18 protein-coding genes are annotated in these 19,652 nt (G+C 66.0%); 12 read left to right on the forward strand and 6 right to left on the reverse strand.

Annotation, left to right across the window (positions count from 1 at the left end):
• Positions 1-2: 2 nt before the first annotated feature.
• From BMW54_RS08990 to BMW54_RS09015, 6 genes are read left to right on the forward strand one after another with little or no spacing between them, the layout of a single operon-like run.
• Entirely contained in the window at positions 3-1,178 is a 1,176-nt protein-coding gene (locus BMW54_RS08990; protein ID WP_090055863.1) for an aminotransferase class I/II-fold pyridoxal phosphate-dependent enzyme, read from the forward strand.
• Positions 1,179-1,180: 2 nt separating this feature from the next.
• Complete coding sequence (locus BMW54_RS08995; RefSeq protein WP_090054721.1) at positions 1,181-1,852, forward strand: NeuD/PglB/VioB family sugar acetyltransferase; 672 nt, start codon at positions 1,181-1,183, stop codon at positions 1,850-1,852.
• Between the two features lie 33 nt (positions 1,853-1,885).
• Positions 1,886-3,325, forward strand: a complete 1,440-nt coding sequence (locus BMW54_RS09000; RefSeq protein ID WP_090054723.1) for a lipopolysaccharide biosynthesis protein — start codon at positions 1,886-1,888, stop codon at positions 3,323-3,325.
• Positions 3,322-4,488 (forward strand): glycosyltransferase family 4 protein, encoded by a 1,167-nt coding sequence (locus tag BMW54_RS09005; protein WP_254779174.1) that lies wholly within the window; start codon positions 3,322-3,324, stop codon positions 4,486-4,488. Before BMW54_RS09000 ends, BMW54_RS09005 begins: the two co-directional genes overlap by 4 nt.
• On the forward strand, positions 4,481-5,386 hold the full coding sequence (locus tag BMW54_RS09010) for an NAD-dependent epimerase/dehydratase family protein (protein ID WP_090054726.1): 906 nt from the start codon (positions 4,481-4,483) through the stop codon (positions 5,384-5,386). Before BMW54_RS09005 ends, BMW54_RS09010 begins: the two co-directional genes overlap by 8 nt.
• Positions 5,383-6,405 carry a glycosyltransferase family 2 protein gene (locus BMW54_RS09015; protein WP_090054728.1) on the forward strand — a complete coding sequence of 341 codons (1,023 nt, stop codon included), beginning with the start codon at positions 5,383-5,385 and terminating at the stop codon, positions 6,403-6,405. Before BMW54_RS09010 ends, BMW54_RS09015 begins: the two co-directional genes overlap by 4 nt.
• On the opposite strand, the gene BMW54_RS09020 is transcribed toward BMW54_RS09015, so the two are convergent.
• Genes BMW54_RS09020 through BMW54_RS09030 form a run of 3 tightly spaced genes read right to left on the reverse strand, consistent with a single transcriptional unit; the run spans position 6,402 to position 9,004 of the window.
• The gene (locus BMW54_RS09020) at positions 6,402-7,178 is read right to left on the reverse strand and encodes a class I SAM-dependent methyltransferase (protein WP_090054729.1); all 777 of its coding nucleotides are present in this window, start codon (positions 7,176-7,178) and stop codon (positions 6,402-6,404) included. The two genes, BMW54_RS09015 and BMW54_RS09020, sit on opposite strands and share 4 nt — an antisense overlap.
• Positions 7,179-7,184: 6 nt before the next feature.
• Positions 7,185-8,153: a glycosyltransferase gene (locus BMW54_RS09025; protein WP_090054731.1), complete on the reverse strand. Its 969-nt coding sequence runs from the start codon at positions 8,151-8,153 to the stop codon at positions 7,185-7,187.
• The gene (locus tag BMW54_RS09030; RefSeq protein WP_090054733.1) at positions 8,150-9,004 is read right to left on the reverse strand and encodes a glycosyltransferase family 2 protein; all 855 of its coding nucleotides are present in this window, start codon (positions 9,002-9,004) and stop codon (positions 8,150-8,152) included. Before BMW54_RS09030 ends, BMW54_RS09025 begins: the two co-directional genes overlap by 4 nt.
• Before the next feature lie 171 nt (positions 9,005-9,175).
• Between BMW54_RS09030 and pilB the strand changes: the two genes are divergently transcribed.
• The 4 genes from pilB to coaE all read left to right on the forward strand — a co-directional run bounded on the left by pilB (position 9,176) and on the right by coaE (position 13,870).
• Entirely contained in the window at positions 9,176-10,900 is a 1,725-nt protein-coding gene (gene pilB, locus BMW54_RS09035; RefSeq protein WP_090054734.1) for a type IV-A pilus assembly ATPase PilB, read from the forward strand.
• A 139-nt stretch (positions 10,901-11,039) separates the two neighbouring features.
• Positions 11,040-12,305 (forward strand): type II secretion system F family protein, encoded by a 1,266-nt coding sequence (locus BMW54_RS09040; protein ID WP_090054736.1) that lies wholly within the window; start codon positions 11,040-11,042, stop codon positions 12,303-12,305.
• 78 nt (positions 12,306-12,383) lie between these two features.
• Positions 12,384-13,253 carry a prepilin peptidase gene (locus tag BMW54_RS09045; RefSeq protein WP_090054738.1) on the forward strand — a complete coding sequence of 290 codons (870 nt, stop codon included), beginning with the start codon at positions 12,384-12,386 and terminating at the stop codon, positions 13,251-13,253.
• Positions 13,250-13,870 (forward strand): dephospho-CoA kinase, encoded by a 621-nt coding sequence (gene coaE, locus BMW54_RS09050; protein ID WP_090054739.1) that lies wholly within the window; start codon positions 13,250-13,252, stop codon positions 13,868-13,870. Before BMW54_RS09045 ends, coaE begins: the two co-directional genes overlap by 4 nt.
• 115 nt (positions 13,871-13,985) lie before the next feature.
• Here coaE and BMW54_RS09055 read toward each other — a convergent pair whose 3' ends face one another.
• Together BMW54_RS09055 and BMW54_RS09060 are read right to left on the reverse strand one after the other, a co-directional pair.
• Positions 13,986-15,236 carry a putative bifunctional diguanylate cyclase/phosphodiesterase gene (locus BMW54_RS09055; RefSeq protein ID WP_090054741.1) on the reverse strand — a complete coding sequence of 417 codons (1,251 nt, stop codon included), beginning with the start codon at positions 15,234-15,236 and terminating at the stop codon, positions 13,986-13,988.
• Positions 15,233-16,492 carry an HD-GYP domain-containing protein gene (locus BMW54_RS09060; protein ID WP_090054743.1) on the reverse strand — a complete coding sequence of 420 codons (1,260 nt, stop codon included), beginning with the start codon at positions 16,490-16,492 and terminating at the stop codon, positions 15,233-15,235. Before BMW54_RS09060 ends, BMW54_RS09055 begins: the two co-directional genes overlap by 4 nt.
• A gap of 126 nt (positions 16,493-16,618) precedes the next feature.
• Here BMW54_RS09060 and msrA point away from each other — a divergent pair, with 126 nt between their 5' ends.
• Both msrA and BMW54_RS19115 read left to right on the forward strand, forming a co-directional pair.
• Positions 16,619-17,287: a peptide-methionine (S)-S-oxide reductase MsrA gene (msrA, locus tag BMW54_RS09065; RefSeq protein WP_090054744.1), complete on the forward strand. Its 669-nt coding sequence runs from the start codon at positions 16,619-16,621 to the stop codon at positions 17,285-17,287.
• A 123-nt stretch (positions 17,288-17,410) separates the two neighbouring features.
• Entirely contained in the window at positions 17,411-17,545 is a 135-nt protein-coding gene (locus BMW54_RS19115) for a hypothetical protein (RefSeq protein ID WP_256374577.1), read from the forward strand.
• A gap of 360 nt (positions 17,546-17,905) precedes the next feature.
• Here BMW54_RS19115 and hutU read toward each other — a convergent pair whose 3' ends face one another.
• Positions 17,906-19,588, reverse strand: a complete 1,683-nt coding sequence (gene hutU, locus BMW54_RS09070; RefSeq protein ID WP_090054746.1) for a urocanate hydratase — start codon at positions 19,586-19,588, stop codon at positions 17,906-17,908.
• Between the last annotated feature and the right edge of the window lie 64 nt (positions 19,589-19,652).

A 19,652-nucleotide genomic window follows, 5' to 3' on the forward strand; every position in this document is an offset into this window, starting at 1 on the left:
ACATGTCCAATATCTCGTTTGCCATCAATGGTGCCGAACCTCGGTTTGCCGAGCCACTGCATGTCGGCCGGCCCAATATCGGTGACAGGGCGCGCTTTCTCGGGCTCATCGAGGGGATGCTGGAAAGGAAGTGGTTGACGAACGCCGGCCCACTCGTCGAGGAACTGGAGCAGCGCATCGCCGCCGATCTGGGCGTAAGGCACTGCGTGGTGATGGCGAATGGAACAGTGGCGCTGGAAATCGCGATTCGCGCCCTGGAGCTGACGGGCGAGGTCATCGTTCCCTCCTGGACGTTCATCGCGACTGCCCATGCTCTTGCGTGGCAAGGAATCACCCCCGTCTTCGCGGACATCGACCCATCGACTCACAACCTCGCGCCGGCGTCGGTCGAAGCCGCTATCACGACCAGGACGTCAGGGATCATCGGCGTCCACGTCTGGGGCCGTCCCGCGCCTGTCGACGAGCTTTCGGATATCGCCCGCCGCCATGACCTGCGCCTGCTTTTCGATTCGGCGCATGCGTACCGGTGCAGCTACAAGGGGCGACGCATCGGCGGCTTCGGCGCCTGCGAGGTGCTCAGCTTCCACGCAACCAAGGTCTTCAACACCCTGGAAGGCGGCGCCATCGTCACCAACGACGACGAGCTGGCGGCGAAGACGCGGCTCATGCGAAATTTCGGTTTCGCCGGCTATGACAACGTCGTCCACGCGGGCACGAATGGCAAGATGACGGAAGCGAGTGCCGCCATGGGCCTCACGAACCTCGATGCGCTGGATGCATTCGTCCTCGCCAACAGGGAGCGTTACGCGCTGTTTCGCGAGCGACTCGAAAAGGTGCCCGGCGTATCCATGGTCGTATACGACGAGACAGAGGAGAACAACTTCCACTACGTGGTCGCGTCCATCGACGCACCTGCCAAAGTCTCCCGTGACCGCCTCGTGGAGGTCCTCCACGCGGAGAACATCCTGGCACGAAAATACTTCTGGCCTGGCTGTCACGGCATGCGCCCGTACGTGGGTGAGGCGACGTCCCGGGGCCTGGGCCATACGGAATTCGTGGCCGCGCGCAATCTGGTTCTGCCCAGTGGTCCGTCCATCACGGCGGCCGACGTCCACACCATATGCGATGTCATAGAAGACGCTTGCGTGCATGGCGTCGCTGAGCGCACGGCGGCGTGACGATGCCATCCTCACCGCGGAACGCGTCGCCCAGGGCGTCGCTGCCCGACTCCCTCGCCATCATCGGCGCGGGTGGCCACGGGCGGGAAATCGCCTGGCTTGCACAACGCGTCGGCGTCCCCGCGGCTCGCATCGTTTTCGCCGTGCACGAGCGCTACCTCCGGGACGAAACGATCGATGGCATGCCGGTGCATAGCATCGAGTCCGGCCATTGCGATGGATGGCCCTGCGTGGTGGCGATCGGCGACCCGAGGGTACGGGAGGCGTTGACCGACGAGTGCGTCGCGCGCCGCATGAGGCCTGCCACGCTCATACATCCCGGCATCGACCTCCATGAATCCGTGTCGGTCGGCGAGGGCGTGGTCATGGCCGCGGGCGTCGTCGTGACCGTCAACGTATCGATAGGCGACTATGCCCATATCAACGTCGGAGCCTCCGTGTCTCATGACTGCGTCATCGGGCGAGGTGCCACGATTTCGCCGGGCGCCCGGTTGGCCGGACATGTCCACGTGGGCCGCTATGCTTTTCTGGGACTGGGCTGCAACATCGTCAACGGGACGGAAAGCGCTCCGCTCGTCATCGGTGATGACGCTGTCGTCGGCGCCGGCGCCTGCGTTATCCGTTCCGTCGATCCAGGCGCGACCGTCATCGGCGTGCCGGCGAGACCCAAATGATCGCCCACGCCCTGGCTTTCATCGCGCTCCCCCATGACCCGCAGCCATAAAACGAAGCTCGGCGGCGCAGCCCGTTGGAGCGGTCTTGAGATCGGCGTGCGCTATGTCGTCCAGTTCGGCGTCATGGTGGTTCTCGCGCGCCTGATCGATCCCGCCTCGTTCGGACTCGTCGCGATGGTGACGGTGTTCACCGCGCTGGGAACGGTATTCGTCGACTCCGGCACGGGCCTGGCACTCATCCAGCGGCAGAACACGACGAAGGATGAGGAAACCTCTACCCTGTTCGTGAACCTCGCGATCAGCGTCGTCGTGGCGCTCGTGCTGGTCGGGGCCGCACCGGCTATCGCCAGCTTCTACGGACATCCGGAACTCGTGGGCTTATGTGTGGCCATGGCTGCCGTGTTCCCCTTGGGTGCACTCGCCGTGGTACCCGATGCCTTGCTGACGCAACGCATGGCCTTCCGGACACGCACCCGTGTTGAACTGGTTAGTTCGACCGCTTCAGGCGTGATCGCGATCGCCTGCGCTTACGCGGGACTCGGCCCATGGGCGCTCGTCGCGCAAGCCATTTCATCGATCGGCGCGCGCACCGCGATGCTTTACGTCCTCTCAGGATGGCGCCCCTCCGGAAGGTTCGACTCGAGGGCGGCGCGCTCCGTGGGATCGTTCGGTGGCTACATGCTCGTCGCCGGGCTCATCGATACCGCGTACAACCGACTGCAGACCGTGTGGATCGGCAGAATGTATTCAGCGAAGGAGTTGGGGTACTACACCCTTGCGCAGAACACGCAGCAAGCTCCGACGTCATTCATCGCCGCCGTGCTCAATCGCCTCGGGCTCCCCCTCCTGTCCTCCATGCGCGACGACCTCGCGGAGGCGCGCCGCATCCTGCGGGGCGGCATGCGCCTGGGGCTCTTCATTTTCGCGCCCGCGATGGCCACGCTTGCCGCTCTGGCGACGCCACTCGTCCGTACGATCTACGGCACGGCATGGTCCGAGGCCGGGACGCTACTTGGCATACTTTCGCTCGCCGCCATCCCCTGGCCCGCTCACGTCCTCAACCTGGTGGCACTCAACTCGCAAGGACACCCCCACCTTGTGCTTCGCGTCGAGGTCCTGAAGAAGTCGACGGGCGTCGCCCTGCTGGCGCTCAGCGCGCCCTTTGGAATGGTCGCGATCGCTTGGTCGACAGTCCTTACAAGCATGATCTCGTGCCTTCTGAACGCATATTTCCTCGGCCGAATCATGAACTATGGTGTACGAGCCCAACTCGAGGATTTCGCTGGAGTCGCGCTGCCGGCGGCCATCGCCGGACTGGCAGCATGGACTTGCCGCCAACTCATTCCGGTCGATCTATGGGCGGCGATACTAGGATGCATATCTGCCGCGGCCAGCACTCTGATCGTCGGACTCGCCCTCGGGCATCCGGCCTTACCCACCGTCAAACAAATACTTCGCGGCACCCCGACATGAGCGCCCATGCACCGATGACGAACCGAACGGCCCCTGCCGCACGTACCCTTGCCGTGTTGCTCACGAGCACTTCGTATCCGACTGACGAGGGCGACTGGCGCGGCGTGTTCATCCGTCACATGGTGGGAGCGCTGGCCGCAAGGGACGACATCGCACTATCGGTATGGGCCCCACCCGGCCCCCTGCCGCCAGACGCCGCCGACGCGACGACGCCGACGGAGACCCGGATGCTGGCGACGCTGATGGCCGAAGGCGGCATCGCCCACCTCCTGCGGCGCCGGCGCTTTCGCGGTGTACTTGCCGCGGTGCGGCTGATCGCGGGCCTCAGGCGTGCGTTCAGTGCCTCGCGTCCCGACGTCTATCACATCAACTGGCTGCAGTGCGCAATGCCGCTGCCGACGAACGGCGTTCCCGCCCTCGTCACGGTCCTCGGCAACGACATGCGCCTCCTCGAACTTCCGGGAGTCACCGGATGGATTAGGCGAGCGTTGCGTGGACGCCGCGTCGCCATCTGCCCCAACGCCGACTGGATGGTCACGCCGCTCGAGCGAATCTTCGGCGACATGGCGACGATAAAGACCGTGCCCTTCGGCATTGATCCGCGGTGGTTCGACATCGACCGCAATCCCCAGGACACGAGTCACTGGCTTGTCGTATCGAGACTCACGGAAAAGAAGCTCGGGCCCCTTTTCGCGTGGGGAGAACGGCATTTCAGGGGCAACGCGCGCCGCATGCTTCACATTATCGGTCCCTTGCAAGAAGGCGTGACGCTTCCGGATTGGGTGCAGTACCACGGCCCGGCGTCGCCGGACCGTCTCCGGGATCACTGGTTCCCCGTTGCGACGGGGCTGATTAGCCTCAGCGAACACGACGAAGGACGACCTCAGGTCATGCTGGAGGCGATGGCTTCAGGCCTACCAATCATCGCTTCGAGGTTACCCGCGCACGAGGACCTGATCACCCATGGTTCCGACGGAATGATCGTCGAAGGGCCGGACAGTTTCGGCGCCGCGCTGGGGAGCCTCGAGGACGAGGACGAGAACCGACGGATGGGAGCGGCAAGCCGGGTCTCGGCGAGAGAGAGGTTCGGAACATGGGCGGACTGTGCCGCTCGTTACAGCGCGTTATATGGTCGATTAGTGCAGGAGACGAAGGGTGTCTGACCACGTCGTCGTCGTCGGTGCGTCGGGCTTCATCGGCTCGCATCTGGTAACGGAGCTGCACCATGGCCGGACATTGACGCCCGTCGGCCGCCTGCCTGCCGACGGTTCGTCGGCGGAAGGGTCGCGATCGAACAGCGGGAGTCACCCGGATTGGTCACAAATCTTGCGACCGGGAACTACCGTGCTCTGGTCGGCCGGGGCAACCACTCCTTCTTCGAGCTCGATGTCGGTGAGCGCCGAAGTCGATGCCAACATCGCGCCGCTGGTCCGTTTGCTGGAGGCCGCGAGGCGCCAGCCGCCCATTCGCCTCGTCTTCCTCTCCACCGGTGGGGCCATCTATGGAGACGTGCTGGAAGACATGGCGACGGAGGACACGGTCATCGAGCCGAAGTCTTACTACAGCGCGGGAAAGGCCGCGGCGGAGGCATTCCTGTACGCCTGGGCGCGTCAGGAGGGCCACTGCGCGATCGTACTGCGGGCCTCGAACGTCTATGGGAGTGGGCAGCCGTATCGGCCAGGATTCGGGATCATCCCAACCGCGTTCCACGCCATACGAAGTGGCGCACCGGTCGCCATTCGCGGCGATGGCGAGTCGATCCGTGATTATCTTCACGTTGACGATCTTTCGCGCCTCGTCGCCCGTATCCTGACAACGCCGGTCATGCCCGGAGCGACGACATACAACGCGTCGAGTCGCGAGGGGGTCTCGCTCAACGAACTCTTCGCACGTATCGAGTCCGTGACCGGCCTGAGCGTGCCGCGAACCTATCATCCATCGTCGCCATTCGATGTCCGGCGAATCGTCCTGGACAACGCGAAGGCTTCCCGCGCATTCGGCTGGCGACCGTCGGTCGACCTCGAGACGGGCCTGCGACGCGCATGGGCAGCGTTCGCATGATCGATCCAGCCGCTCCAAGGGTGTTCTGCACGGTTTGCATCGCGAACTACAACGGAGAGGCCCTCCTCGAAGGATGCCTCGAATCCGTGCTGAGCCAGCAGCTGGGCCACACTTTCGAGGTCATCGTCCATGACGATGCGTCCACCGACCGGTCCCTGGAAGTGCTCGCCCGCTATCCGTCGGTGCGCGTGATCGCCAGCGCCGAGAACGTCGGCTTTTGTGTATCCAACAACCGCATGGTTGAAGCGAGCCGCGGGGAATACATCCTCCTTCTCAACAACGACGCGGCCTTGCTGCCCGGAGCACTCGCTGCGTTGGCCACCGCAGCGCTCGAGACAACGCCTGGGTCCGTGCTCACCCTGCCGCAGTTCGACTGGGACAGCGGTGACCTGGTCGACCGGGGGTGCCTGCTCGACCCTTTCATGAATCCGATACCCAACACGGACGCGACGACGGAAGTGGCCATGGTCATCGGAGCATGCCTCTGGACCTCACGCGTCCTCTGGGACGAACTTGGTGGATTTCCATCGTGGATAGGGTCACTCGCGGAAGACATGTATCTTTGTTGCGCGGCCCGCCAGGCCGGGCGCACCGTGCGCTGCGTCGCGGCTTCGGGATATCGCCACATGCAGGGCAGGAGCTTCGGCGGCAATCGTGTCCAGCATGGCCGCCTAGAATCGACGTATCGGCGGCGCAGCCTCAGCGAGCGCAACAAGACGTACCTGCTTGCCGTCTTCACCCCATTCCCTTACGCCGTACCGGCATTGATCGCGCACGTCGCGACCTTGATCGCGGAGGGCTTGCTGATGTCGATCCTTCGCCGAAGCATTCGCCCCTGGACGGAAATCTACGGCGCCGCCCTCGCGTCCTGCTGGAGGCAGCGCGGCATGCTCAAGCGGACGCGGCGTCAGGTGCAGGCTCGCCGGGTCGTCTCAGCGAGTCGCTATTTCAGCGCCTTCCGATGGCGATTGCGCAAGCTGGACATGCTTCGCCGGCATGGCGTACCCGACCTTCGCTAAGTCCGGCGAAACAGGAAGAACGGTTCGGCTGCATTGACGCCGTTCCGCCAGGCATCGACATCCGGCAACTCTTCATGGTGCGGGCGCCCGGTGGCGACCAGGCCTGACAACCGGGCGATTTCCTCGACGATATTCGCGCCGAAGAGGCGAACATGATCTTCCTGGCCGTACATCACGTGGCGAGCCGTGTCGGTGTCGATACCACGATCTTCGAACGTGGCACTCAACCGTCGACTGTATGGCGTCTGCAGGATGGCATGCCCCCCGGGAGCGAGCACCCGTCCGACTTCGTGAAGTGCGGCGCCAAGGTCATGGACATGCTCGAGCACGTGGTTCGCGATGACGACATCGAAGCTGCCGTCCCCGAACTGCATCCGCGTCATGTCCACCCGGACCATGCGGTCGCTGGACGGCTCGATATCAGCGAGCACGTAGGTGGACGGTCCGGCGGCATCGATCCTGGAAACAAGGGCCCGCTCCGGGGCGAAGTGAAGGACTCGTGCGCCGGCGAATCTCTCGAAGAATCGCCGCGAATCGAGATACATGAGGAGATGCCTCAGGCGATCGTTGGCACCGCAACGAGGGCACTCGAAGTTGTCCAGGTCACTGCCATTGAGTTCGAGCACGCGCATCGCGTCGGAAACGGAGCGCCATCCACTACGGTACGGAAGAAAGCCACCTACGTGCCGTGAGCAGGCGTAGCAGACGCGTCGACGCGGTGCCAGCCAGCCGTACCAGACCCACATGGGCAACTTTCGAAGGTGAATGGTCATCGGCGATCAACGAAAGTAGAGGACGCGATTCCTGGCACCGAGCATCCTGCCGCTCAAGGCCTGGACTCCTTGCCGGGAAGCCTCGCGAACGACGGACGCCAGCAGTTGCGCCACGAAACGTGGCGCCGGCACGGATGCGGCGCGGGATAAGCGCGCCCACCATGTGGCGAGCATCCGGATGTCCCGCGTCCGAAGCGACCGGAACACGACCCGACGCATCATGTCCACGCATGCTGCGACGCGAGCCCGAGGGGAGAGATGTGGGATGGCGAACTGTATCGCATCGAAGTACGCCTCCCTTACGGAGGCGTTGGCGTTCGAAAGCATCGATCCGGTCGCGTTCGCGCGATATCCCACCAGTGTCTTCGAGGTAAAAACGATGGGACCGCGTGTGGCCAACTCGGCGTGCATCCGGTAATCGATGAACGGCGGTGCGAGGGCGAGAATACGGTCCTTTTGCGAGGCGCGGTAAAGCAACGAGCTATGGTTCAGGAAGTTGCCTCGCCGCATGAGGTCATCGAGCGAGTAGAGACCCGCCCGGGCATTCGTGAAAACGCCTACCGGCTCTCTCGAGTCATCGAACACCACTGCGTTCGTGCATGACGCCATGGCCGACGGGTGCCGTTCCAGCAGTTCGATCTGCTCCCTCAATTTGCCCGGGAGCCAGAAATCGTCACCATCGAGATGCGCGACGAAGTCGCCCTCTGCGCGGGCGATGATGGAAAGATAGTTGCCGATGGGGCCACGCCTTTCGGAATGCAAGACATGGGTAATACGTCCGGGCCATGCCGCGTCGAGTCGGACGATCAGATCGCTGGTTCCATCGGTCGACCCGTCATCGCCCACGATGATCGAGACGTCCGCGTCGACGGCCTGCGAAAGCACGCTCAGCAGGCAGTCCTCGATGTAACGCGCATGGTTGTACGTGACGACGCACACCGCGACGCGCGGCCGGACGCCGCCTGCAACGGTCATTCGGATCGCCTGTAGGTAAGCGACGTGATCTGCTCGGATACCAGCCCGATAAGGAACACGATCACGGCGGCGCTCCACATGAGCGTGCTGCCGTTAGTGAGGCGCCCGTAATGAAGGTACGTGTAAAGGTAGTTCGCGCAGCCGAGCAGGAAGAACGTCGCGCTCGCCGGAAAGAACAACTTCAACGGCGAATACAACGTCGCGATCTTGAAAATGATCAACAAGAACCGAACGCCATCCTTCAGCGGCTTGATGTGACTCTTCCCCACCCGCTCCGCGGCCTTGATCGGCTCGTACGCGACGCCATAGGCACTGCGGAAGAACGCCATCGTGCTCGTCGTCGGGTAGGAGAAGCCGTTGGGCAGGAGGTGGATGAACTCGCGGAATCGATCGGCCCTCGCGACCCGGAAGCCGGAGGTGAGGTCCGCCACGGCCTGCCCCGTCATTCGGCTGGCGAGCCAGTTGTACAGCGTGTTCGCCAGGCCGCGCCCGACGCCCGCCTGGCTTTCCCAGTCCCGCGCACCCACGACCATGTCGTAGCCCTGTTCCAGCCGGGCCATGAGGCGCGCGATGTCGGCGGGATCGTGCTGGCCATCGCCGTCCATGAAGACGAGGATCTCGCCTTTCGCCGCCCGGGCGCCGCGCTTGATCGCGGCGCCGTTACCCATCGAGTAGGGAGACGACAGGCAGACCACCCCCGAGGCCGCGCAAACGGCTTTCGTATCGTCGGTGGAACCATCGTCCACGACGATGATCTCCGCGCCGGGCTGGGCGGCGGTCAGCCGGGGCAACAGGTCTTTCAGGGCGGCCGCCTCGTTCTTGGCGGGAAGGATGATGCTTATACGACTCAAGAGATGTCCCCCGTGGTCGTTGAATCATAAGGGATATCGCCTACGGGAAACGAGTACGGCCAAGCGAATTCCAGCGCTTCGGCGGGCCCGGCGCATTCACATGCGTTAAGCGTGACCAATTGCATAATCTGGAGTAGATTCAGCCGCGTATCTCGGGGAAACGGGTCCTTCATGGCTTCTCAAATGCATACGCCGATGCTGGCAGGCCTCACGGGTATGGCACGGCGCCTGGTGACCGAAAACGTCCTGGCGGAAGCCGACGTCCGCAAGGCCGTGCAGGACGCCGCGGAAAAGCGCGTCTCGCTCTCGTCCTGGCTGGTGGACCACAACCTCGTCGACAGCGCGAAGCTGTCGCAGGTGGCGTCCGCCGAATTCGGCATGCCGTTGATGGATATCGCGGGCATGGCCGCCGCCAACATGCCGCTGGACCTCGTCACCGAGGCCCTGATCACCAAGCACCAGGCCCTGCCGCTGTTCAAGCGCGGCAAGCGGCTGTTCGTCGGCATCGCCGATCCGATGCAGTCGCACGCCCTGGACGAGATCAAGTTCCACTCGAACCACATGGTGGAGCCGGTGCTGGTGGAGCGCGGCCAGCTGAGGCGGATCATCGATACCGCCCTGTCCGCCATGACCGCGAATGTCCCGGGGTTCGAGGACGGCGGGCTGGAAGAGCTTGCGCTCGAAGGCGGCGACGACGAGGGCGAGACCACCGGCATCGACGCCAACGCCAACGACGACGCCCCGGTCGTAAAGTTCGTCAACAAGATCCTGGTCGACGCGATCAAGCGTGGCGCCTCGGATATCCATTTCGAGCCGTTCGAAACGGTGTACCGCGTCCGCCTGCGCATGGACGGCATCCTGCGCATCGTCGCCACGGCGCCGATCAAGCTGGGCACGCGCATCGCGTCGCGCCTGAAGGTGATGAGCGGCCTGGACATCGCCGAGCGCCGCGTGCCGCAGGACGGCCGCATCAAGCTCAACCTCACGAAGACCCGCGCGATCGACTTCCGCGTGAGCACGCTGCCGACGCTGTTCGGCGAGAAGATCGTGCTGCGTATCCTCGACGGCTCGTCGGCCAAGCTGGGCATCGACAAGCTGGGCTACGAGGAAGTGCAGAAGAAGCTGTACCTCGATGCGATCGAAAAACCTTACGGCATGGTCCTGGTCACCGGCCCGACGGGCTCGGGTAAGACTGTCTCGCTGTATACGGCGCTCAACATCCTGAACATCGAGGGACGCAACATCTCCACCGTGGAGGACCCGGTCGAAATCCGCGTGGAGGGCATCAACCAGGTCCAGCAGAACGTGAAGCGCGGCATGACCTTCGCGGCAGCCCTGCGCTCCTTCCTGCGCCAGGATCCCGACGTGATCATGGTCGGTGAGATCCGCGACCTCGAGACGGCGGAAATCGCCGTGAAGGCGGCCCAGACCGGCCACATGGTACTGTCCACGCTGCACACCAACGACGCGCCCCAGACCATCTCGCGCCTGATGAACATGGGCATCGCGCCCTACAACATCACCTCGTCGGTCACCCTGATCATCGCCCAGCGCCTCGCCCGCCGCCTCCACGACTGCAAGCGGGAGATCACGCTCCCGCCGGCGGCGCTACTCGCCGAGGGCTTCACGCAGGAAGAGGTCGATGCCGGCATCACCCTCTACGAGGCGGTCGGTTGCGACAGCTGCAACGAGGGCTACAAGGGTCGCGTGGGCATCTATCAGGTCATGCCGATGGTCGAGGAGATCCAGAGGATCGTCCTGGAAGGCGGCAACGCGCTGCAGATCGCCGAAGTGGCGAAGGCGGCGGGCATCAACGACCTGCGGGCCTCGGCCCTGCTGAAGGTCCGCAACGGCGTCACCAGCCTGGCCGAGATCAACCGGGTGACCAAGGACTGACCGCCCGGGCGTCGGCCGTGTGAAGATGTGCGCCAGACGGCAGAAAGGCACGGGCCCCAGCCGTCACACTAGAATAAGAGCAAGGGGCCGCCCGGGAGGGCTGGCCCACTGAAGCATCCACCGGGGGGAACACCGCGCCATGGCTACTGCCACCGCCACGAAGAACGCGCGCGCCATCGGCGCGGCGCGTGCCGAAGTCAACAAGCTCACCATGTACGACTGGACCGCCCTCGACAAGCGCGGCAAGCGCATGAAGGGCGAGATGCCGGCGAAGAATGCCTCCCTCGTGAAGGCCGAACTGCGTCGCCAGGGGATGAATCCGCAGACGGTGCGTGAGCGGGCGAAGCCGCTGTTCGGTGCCAGTGGCAGCACGGTCAAGCCAAGGGACGTCGCGATTTTCAGCCGTCAGATCGCCACGATGATGGCCTCGGGCGTGCCCATGGTGCAGGCGTTCGAGATCATCTCCAACGGGCAGAAGAACGTCCGGTTCAAGAACATGCTCACGGACGTCAAGGCCTCGATCGAGGGCGGTTCCGCATTGCACGAGGCGCTGGCGCTGTACCCGGTCCAGTTCGACGAGCTGTACCGAAACCTCGTCCATGCGGGCGAATCGGCGGGTGTGCTCGACACGGTGCTCGACACCGTGGCCACCTATAAAGAGCGGATGGAAAGCATCAAGGCCAAGATCAAGAAGGCCTTGTTCTATCCCATCATGGTGCTCGTCGTCGCGATGCTGGTCAGCATGATCCTGCTGCTGTTCGTCGTGCCCGTGTTCGAACAGACCTTCAAGGACGCCGGCGCCGAACTGCCCCTGCCGACGCAGGTCGTCGTATCGGCGTCCCAGTTCATGCAGTCGTACTGGTGGCTGGTGATCGGCGTGATCGTCGGCAGCATCACTGTCCTGATCATGGCCAAGAAGCGGTCGCCGAAGTTCGCTCATCTGCTCGAGCGCATATCGCTCCGCCTGCCCGTCATGGGCAACATCCTGCGCCTCTCGGCGATCGCGCGTTTCGCGCGCACGCTTGGCGTCACGTTCCACGCCGGCGTACCCCTGGTGGAGGCCCTCGAGGCGGTGGCCGGCGCCACGGGCAGCGTCATCTACGGCGACGCCGTGATGCAGATGCGCGACGACATCGCGGTGGGCCACCAGCTGCAGCTCTCGATGCGTCAGACCGGCCTGTTCCCGAACATGGTGGTCCAGATGACCGCGATCGGCGAGGAATCCGGCTCGCTCGACCACATGCTGTTCAAGGTCGCCGAATTCTATGAAGAGGAGGTCAGCAACGCCGTGGACAACCTCGCCACGTTGCTGGAGCCGCTGATCATGGTCGTGCTCGGCGTGCTCGTCGGTGGCATGGTCGTCTCCCTCTACCTGCCCATCTTCAAACTCGCCGGCACGGTCTGATTTTCGTCGCGCGCAAGGCACAATAAAGACCCTTCGCCCTCGCGGGCGAAGGGTCTTTTCTTTGGATACGGATCGCTCATGCCGGAACTGCCGCTCTCCCTCTGGATCGCGTTCGCCGCGGTGTTCGGCCTGCTGGTCGGCAGCTTCCTCAACGTCGTGATCCTGCGCACACCGCCGCGCATGGAATGGGAGTGGCGCCGCCAGGCGCGCGAGGTGCTGGGGCTCGACCCCGTCGACGAGCCGAAGCCACCGGGTGTGGCGCTTCAGGCGTCGCATTGCCCGCGATGCAAGCATCGCCTCGCCGCCCACGACAACATCCCGGTGTTCGGCTGGCTCTTTCTTCGTGGCCGCTGCCGCTACTGCAAGGCCGCGATTTCCGTGCAGTATCCGGCGGTCGAGCTGCTCACGGGCATCGCCAGCGGGCTCGTCGTGTGGCACTTCGGGCCGACGGCCGCCGCGCTGACCGCCCTGCTCTTCACCTTCTTCCTGATCGCGCTGTCCGGCATCGACGTGCGCACGCAGCTGCTGCCCGACGAGCTCACCTACCCCCTTCTCTGGATCGGCCTTGGCCTCTCGCTGATTCCCGCGTGGCAGCCGTCGCCCGTGTCGCCGTCGAGCGCGATCGTCGGCGCCCTGATCGGGTACCTCAGCCTGTGGAGCGTCTACTGGCTGTTCAAGCTGCTCACCGGCAAGGAGGGCATGGGCCACGGCGATTTCAAGCTGCTGGCCGCCCTGGGCGCGTGGATGGGCCCGGTGTCGATCCTGCCCGTGGTGATGCTGTCGTCGCTGATCGGTGCCCTCGTGGGCGGCAGCCTGATGCTGCTGCGCAAGCACCAGCGCGACGTCCCCATCCCGTTCGGTCCGTACATCGCCGCCGCCGGCTGGGTCTGGCTGCTCGCCGGCGACCGGTTGCTCGCCGCCTACCTGCACGTGTCGGGCCTGCGATGAGCCGCTTCGTCGTCGCGCTGACCGGCGGCATCGCCTCGGGCAAGAGCGCGGTCGAGCGGCGCTTCGAGGCGCTGGGCATCCGCGCCTACGACGCCGACGTGGCCGCGCGCGCCGTGGTCGAACCCGGATCGGAGGCGCTGGCCGAGGTGGCCCGCGTGTTCGGACCGGAAGCCCTCGATGCCGGCGGCGCGCTCGATCGCGCGGCCATGCGTCAGCGGGTGTTCGCCGACCCCGCGGCCCGGGCGACGCTCGAAGGCATCCTGCATCCGCGCATCCGCAGCTGGCTGCGCGAGGCCGTCGCGTCGGACAGCGGGCCCTACTGCATCCTGTCGATCCCGCTGCTGGTCGAGAACCTCGCGCATTACGACTGGGTGGATCGCGTGCTGGTGGTCGACGCGCCCGAAGCCGTTCGCGTCGAGCGGCTCGTGCGGCGCGACGGTGTCGATGCGAGCCTCGCGACGACGATGATCGCGGCGCAGGCATCGCGCGAGGCCCGCCTGGCGATCGCCGACGACGTGATCGTCAACGACGGGGACGAGGCGGCGCTCGACACCGCGGTGGCGGCGCTAAACCAGCGCTACCGGGATCTCGCGACCCGATCCACCCCACCATCGTAGGAGCGCGCCCTGCGCGCGACATGTTTTGCAGCCGGGCCTGAAAGCTGGCGCGCAACGCTGAGGACAGGGGCGAAAAGATGTCGCGCGCAGGGCGCGCTCCTACGACAGCGACGTGTCAGACCAGCGACGCCGCCGCCAGGCGTTCGGCCACGAAATCGTCCGCCGGCATCGGCTGGCCGATGTGATAGCCCTGCACCAGGTCGCAATCCATCTCGACGAGGCGCAGCAGCGTGGCTTCGTTTTCCACGCCTTCGGCCACGGCCTCCATGCCCATCCGGTGGGCGACGTCCACCATGGCCTGCACCAGGAGCTCCGTGCGGCTGTCGGTGATCATGGCGTCGACGAAGGTGCGGTCGATCTTCAGCTCGGTGGCCGGGAAGTGGCGCAGATACGCGAACGACGCGTAGCCGGTGCCGAAGTCGTCGATCGCGACGCGCACGCCACGGTCGCGCAGGCTGCGCAGCACGCGCACGCTCATGTCGAGATCGGTGAGCAGCGCCGTCTCGGTGATCTCCACGATCACGGCCGTGGGCGGCACGCCCCAGATGTCCATGGCACCGATCATCTGCTCGGCGAAGCCCTGTTCCGCGAAGACGCGCGGCGAAAGGTTGATCGCCACATCGAGCGGACAGCCGCCGCGGTGCAGCGCCGCCGCGTGCCGTAGCGACGCGTTGAGGCTCCAGCGGGTCAGCGGCACGATCAGGTCGCTGCGCTCGGCGAACTGGATGAAATCGGCCGGCGCGACGTGCACCTGCGCGGTCGTGGTCCAGCGCGACAGCGACTCCACGCGCACCATTTCGCCCGAGCGCAAGTCGCGCAGCGGCTGGAAGGCGACGTGGAGGCGGTTGGCCTCGATGTCCTCGCGAAGCTCGCCGTAGAGGATCTCCACCGGCGTGGCATCCGGCTGATACAGCGCGAACGGCTCGCCGATGCGCAGGGCTTCGTCGTGCGCCAGCTCGGCGCGCCGGTAGAGCAACTCGGCGGAGGTGCCGTGCTCCGGATGGACGGCGACACCGACGACAGGTCGTCCGTGCCAGGGACGCTCGCCGCGAAGCAGTGGACTGTCGAAGGCACCGACGATGCGCGTGGCGGCGAGCAGCGCATGCGTGCGGTTGCGCACCGACGGCAACACGACCACGAATGAATCGTCGCCCGCGACGAACACGGTATCGACATGCCGCAGGGCGTCGACGAGCCGGCCCCGGGCGGCGAGCATGATCTCGCTGCCGAAGTCGTAGCCGAAACGCAGCTGCGCCTCGCGGATGCCTTGCAGGCGGACCACGAGCACGGCACGCCAGCTCCTATCGGGGACGACCCGGTCGAGGATGACCTGCACGGCAGGCAGGATGTCGGCGCGTTCACTCATGGAAGGAAATACTCGCTGGGATCGATGCCGTAGCTACCGGGCGGCAGTGTACGCAGGATTTCCCTGCGAACCACGTCCGCCTGGTACATGAGGTCGACGATCAGGAATTCGTCGCGCGGCCCCTTGTCCGTACGCGTCAGGACGGCCACACGCGGCTGCAGGCGGCGGACCTGATTCTGCACCATCACGATCGCGACTTCACCCGTGTTGAGTTCCACCAGCGTTCCGGTGGGATAGACGCCGAGGCACGCCTGGAACTGTTCGACGAGCTCCGCCTGGAACAGACGATCGCGCCCGGCGTAGAGCTCGCGCAGGGCGAGGTGTTGCGACACCGCGGGCCGGTACGGCCGCCGCGACGACATCGCGTGGTATGTGTCGATGATCGCCGCCATGCGCCCCGCGAGCGGGATCGCCGCGCCGGCGAGGCCTTCGGGGTATCCGCTGCCGTCGTAACGCTCGTGGTGCGTCAACAGCATGTCGCGCACGTCCGGATCGTCGACGCCGGAATGGTCGAGGATCGCCACGCCTTCGGTGACGTGCTGCCTTGCGAGTTCCCATTCGTCGTCGTTGAGCGGCCCGGCCCGGTTGAGCATTTCCTCCGGCAGCTGCGCCTTGCCGACATCCATCAGCAACCCGCCGGCGGCGAGGCTGACGATGGCCTCGGGCGCGAAGCCCATGTGCCGGCCGAAGGCCGCGGCGAGCGTGCTGCAGCCCACGGCGTGCTGGTAGGTATAGGTGTCGCGGCGACGCAGGCTCTCCACCCACGAGAAGGCATCGCCGCTGCGCAGGACGCTCGCCACGAGCGGCCGCACGGCCTGCTCGACGGCGCCGGGGTCGATCGGCCTTCCCTCCTGGATGTCGTCGACCAGGCGCTCGGCGAAGCGCGTGACGCCTTCGAAAGCCTCGTGCGCGCGAGGCACCTCGTCGTCGAACGAAGCGGTGTCGGTATAGGTGTGGCTGGGCACCAGCCGCGGATTCACCGGGGCGGGCCCCAGGGCCCCACCCGTGCGGGCGCCCGCGAAGCGCGGCGGCGCGCCGACGACGGTCGACACGGCCGCCGGCGCCACGCGACGATGCAGGTCGACGAAGACGTATTTGCAGAACTTCGCGAGGCGCTCGATGTCGTCGCGGGACGTGATGGGCACGCCCTGCAGCGGAAACGGGGTGTCCGACCACTCGCAATCGAGACGACTGACGTACATGCCGACCTCGAGGTCGGTCACGAACACGCGTCTCTCCACCAGGTCGTACGCCACGCTTCCGCTCCCTCCAGACGAAGATATCTGCCCTTTATCGGCACCCTTTCGCGATCCTGAAGAGACGGACGTGAGGAATACGCGGTGGCCCCGGTCTATTGAGGCGTAACCCTCCAGGAGCTTCCCATGCGCCGCCTCCTTTCGACCCTGTTCGTCGCCCTCGCCGCCTGCTCGTCCGCCGCCGCGCGGGACGAGGGACTCAAACTGCCCGCCCCCACCGTGGACGCCACCCCGGCCGCCGGGGAAGCCACCGCCGTCTTCGCCGGCGGGTGTTTCTGGGGCGTGGAGGGTGTCTTCCAGCACGTTCGCGGCGTGAAGAGCGTCCGCGCGGGCTATTCGGGCGGCGACGCCGCCCACGCGAACTACGACGACGTCAGCGAGGGCGACACCGGGCACGCCGAATCGGTCCGCGTCGTCTACGACCCGGCGCAGGTGACCTATGGCCAGCTGCTCCAGGTCTTCTTCTCCGTGGTGCAGGACCCGACCCAGCTGAACCGCCAGGGGCCCGACACCGGCACCCAGTACCGTTCCGCGATCTTCTACGCCACGCCGGAGCAGAAGAAGGTGGCCGATGCCTACGTCGCCCAGCTCACCGCGGCGAAGAGCTTCCCCGCCCCCATCGTCACCCACGTCACCCCGCTGAAGGCGTTCTATCCGGCCGAGGACTATCACCAGGACTACATGCGCCAGAACCCGGACGACCGCTACATCGTGATCAACGACCTGCCCAAGGTGCTGGCGCTACAGCGCATCTACCCGGAGCGCTACGTCCCGGGCTGGGCGAACGGCCGCTGATCGCCGGCCTTCGCAGGAGCGCGCCCTGCGCGCGACATGTTCTGAGGCCACGCACCGGAGCTGGCGCGCAGACCTTGGGAACCGAGGCGAAAAGATGTCGCGCGCAGGGCGCGCTCCTACGACATGGGCGTCAGCATCGCCAGGTCGAGGCCCTGCTCGCGGGCGCAGGCGATCGTGATCAACGACCTGCCCAAGGTGCTGGCGCTACAGCGAATCTACCCGGAGCGCTACGTGCCGGGCTGGGCGAACGGCCGCTGATCGCCGGCCTTCGCAGGAGCGCGCCCTGCGCGCGACATGTTCTGAGGCCACGCACCGGAGCTGGCGCGCAGACCTTGGGAACCGAGGCGAAAAGATGTCGCGCGCAGGGCGCGCTCCTACGACATGGACGTCAATATCGGCAGGTCGAGGCCCTGCTCGCGTGATCAACGACCTGCCCAAGGTGCTGGCGCTACAGCGGATCTACCCGGAGCGCTACGTGCCGGGCTGGGCGAACGGCCGCTGATCGCCGGCCTTCGCAGGAGCGCGCCCTGCGCGCGACATGTTCTGGGGCCACGCCGCGGAGCTGGCGCGCAGACCTTGGGAACCGAGGCGAAAAGATGTCGCGCGCAGTGCGCGCTCCTACGACATGGGCGTCAGCATCGGCAGGTCGAGGCCCTGCTCGCGGGCGCAGGCGATCGCTTCGGGGTAGCCGGCGTCCGCGTGCCGCATGACACCCGTGCCCGGATCGTTCCACAGTACGCGGGCGATCCGGCGGTCGGCCTCCTCGGTGCCGTCGCAGACGATCACCACGCCGCTGTGCTGGCTGTATCCCATGCCGACGCCACCGCCGTGGTGCAGGCTGACCCAGGTCGCACCGCCCGCGACGTTGAGCATCGCGTTGAGCAGCGGCCAGTCGCTGACGGCGTCGCTGCCGTCGCGCATCGCCTCGGTCTCGCGGTTCGGGCTGGCGACGGAACCGGAATCCAGGTGGTCGCGGCCGATCACCACCGGGGCCTTGAGTTCGCCGTTGCGGACCATTTCGTTGAACGCCAGGCCCAGGCGGTGGCGCTCGCCGAGGCCGACCCAGCAGATGCGCGCTGGCAGTCCCTGGAAGCTGATGCGCTCACGCGCCATGTCGAGCCAGCGGTGCAGGTGCGGATCGTCGGGGATCAGCTCCTTCACCTTCGCGTCGGTCTTGTAGATGTCCTCGGGATCGCCCGATAGCGCCACCCAGCGGAACGGGCCGACGCCGCGGCAGAACAGCGGCCGCACGAACGCCGGCACGAAGCCCGGGAACGCGAAGGCCTCCGTGAGGCCCTCGTCCTTCGCCATCTGGCGGATGTTGTTGCCGTAGTCGAAGGTCGGCACGCCCATCGCGTGGAACGCGAGCATCGCTTCGACGTGGCGCCGCATCGATGCCTTCGCGGCGCGCGAGGTGCCCGCCGGATCGCTCTTGCGCCGCTCGAACCATTCCTCGACCGTCCATCCCGACGGCAGGTACCCGTTGACCGGGTCGTGCGCGCTGGTCTGGTCGGTGACGGCGTCGGGCCGCACCCCGCGCTTCACGAGCTCCGGCAGGACATCGGCGGCGTTGCCGAGCAGCGCCACCGAGACGGCGCGCCCCTCCTTCGCATAGCGGTCCAGGCGGGCCAGCGCATCGTCGAGGTCCGTCGCCTGTTCGTCGACGTAACGCGTCTTCAGGCGGAAATCGATGCGGCTCTGCTGGCATTCGATCGTCAGCGACGATGCGCCCGCCAGGCTGGCGGCGAGCGGCTGCGCGCCGCCCATCCCGCCGAGGCCCGCCGTGAGAATCCAGCGACCGGCGAGGCTGCCGCCGTAATGCTGGCGACCCATCTCGACGAAGGTCTCGTACGTGCCCTGCACGATGCCCTGCGAACCGATGTAGATCCACGAGCCGGCCGTCATCTGGCCGTACATCATGAGGCCCTTGCGATCGAGTTCGTTGAAGTGTTCCCAGTTCGCCCAGGCGGGCACGAGATTGGAATTGGCGATCAGCACGCGCGGTGCGTCCGGATGCGACGGGAACACGCCGACCGGCTTGCCGGACTGGACGAGAAGGGTCTGGTCGTCGCGCAGCTCGCGCAGGCTGCGCAGGATGGCGTCGAAACATTCCCAGTTGCGCGCGGCTCGGCCGATGCCGCCGTAGACCACCAGCTCGGCCGGATTCTCGGCCACCTCAGGATCGAGGTTGTTCTGCAGCATGCGGAACGGCGCCTCGGTCAGCCAGCTGCGGCAGGTCAGCTCGCTGCCGCGCGGGGCGCGCACGATGCGGGTGGTGTCGATGCGCGTGACTGCGGCCATCGGTGGAACTCCGTCGATGCAGGAATCCCCGATTATGGTCCCGCGCCGCGACGCGTCGCCAGAC

Source organism: Luteibacter sp. 329MFSha (assembly GCF_900111665.1).
GTDB lineage: Bacteria > Pseudomonadota > Gammaproteobacteria > Xanthomonadales > Rhodanobacteraceae > Luteibacter.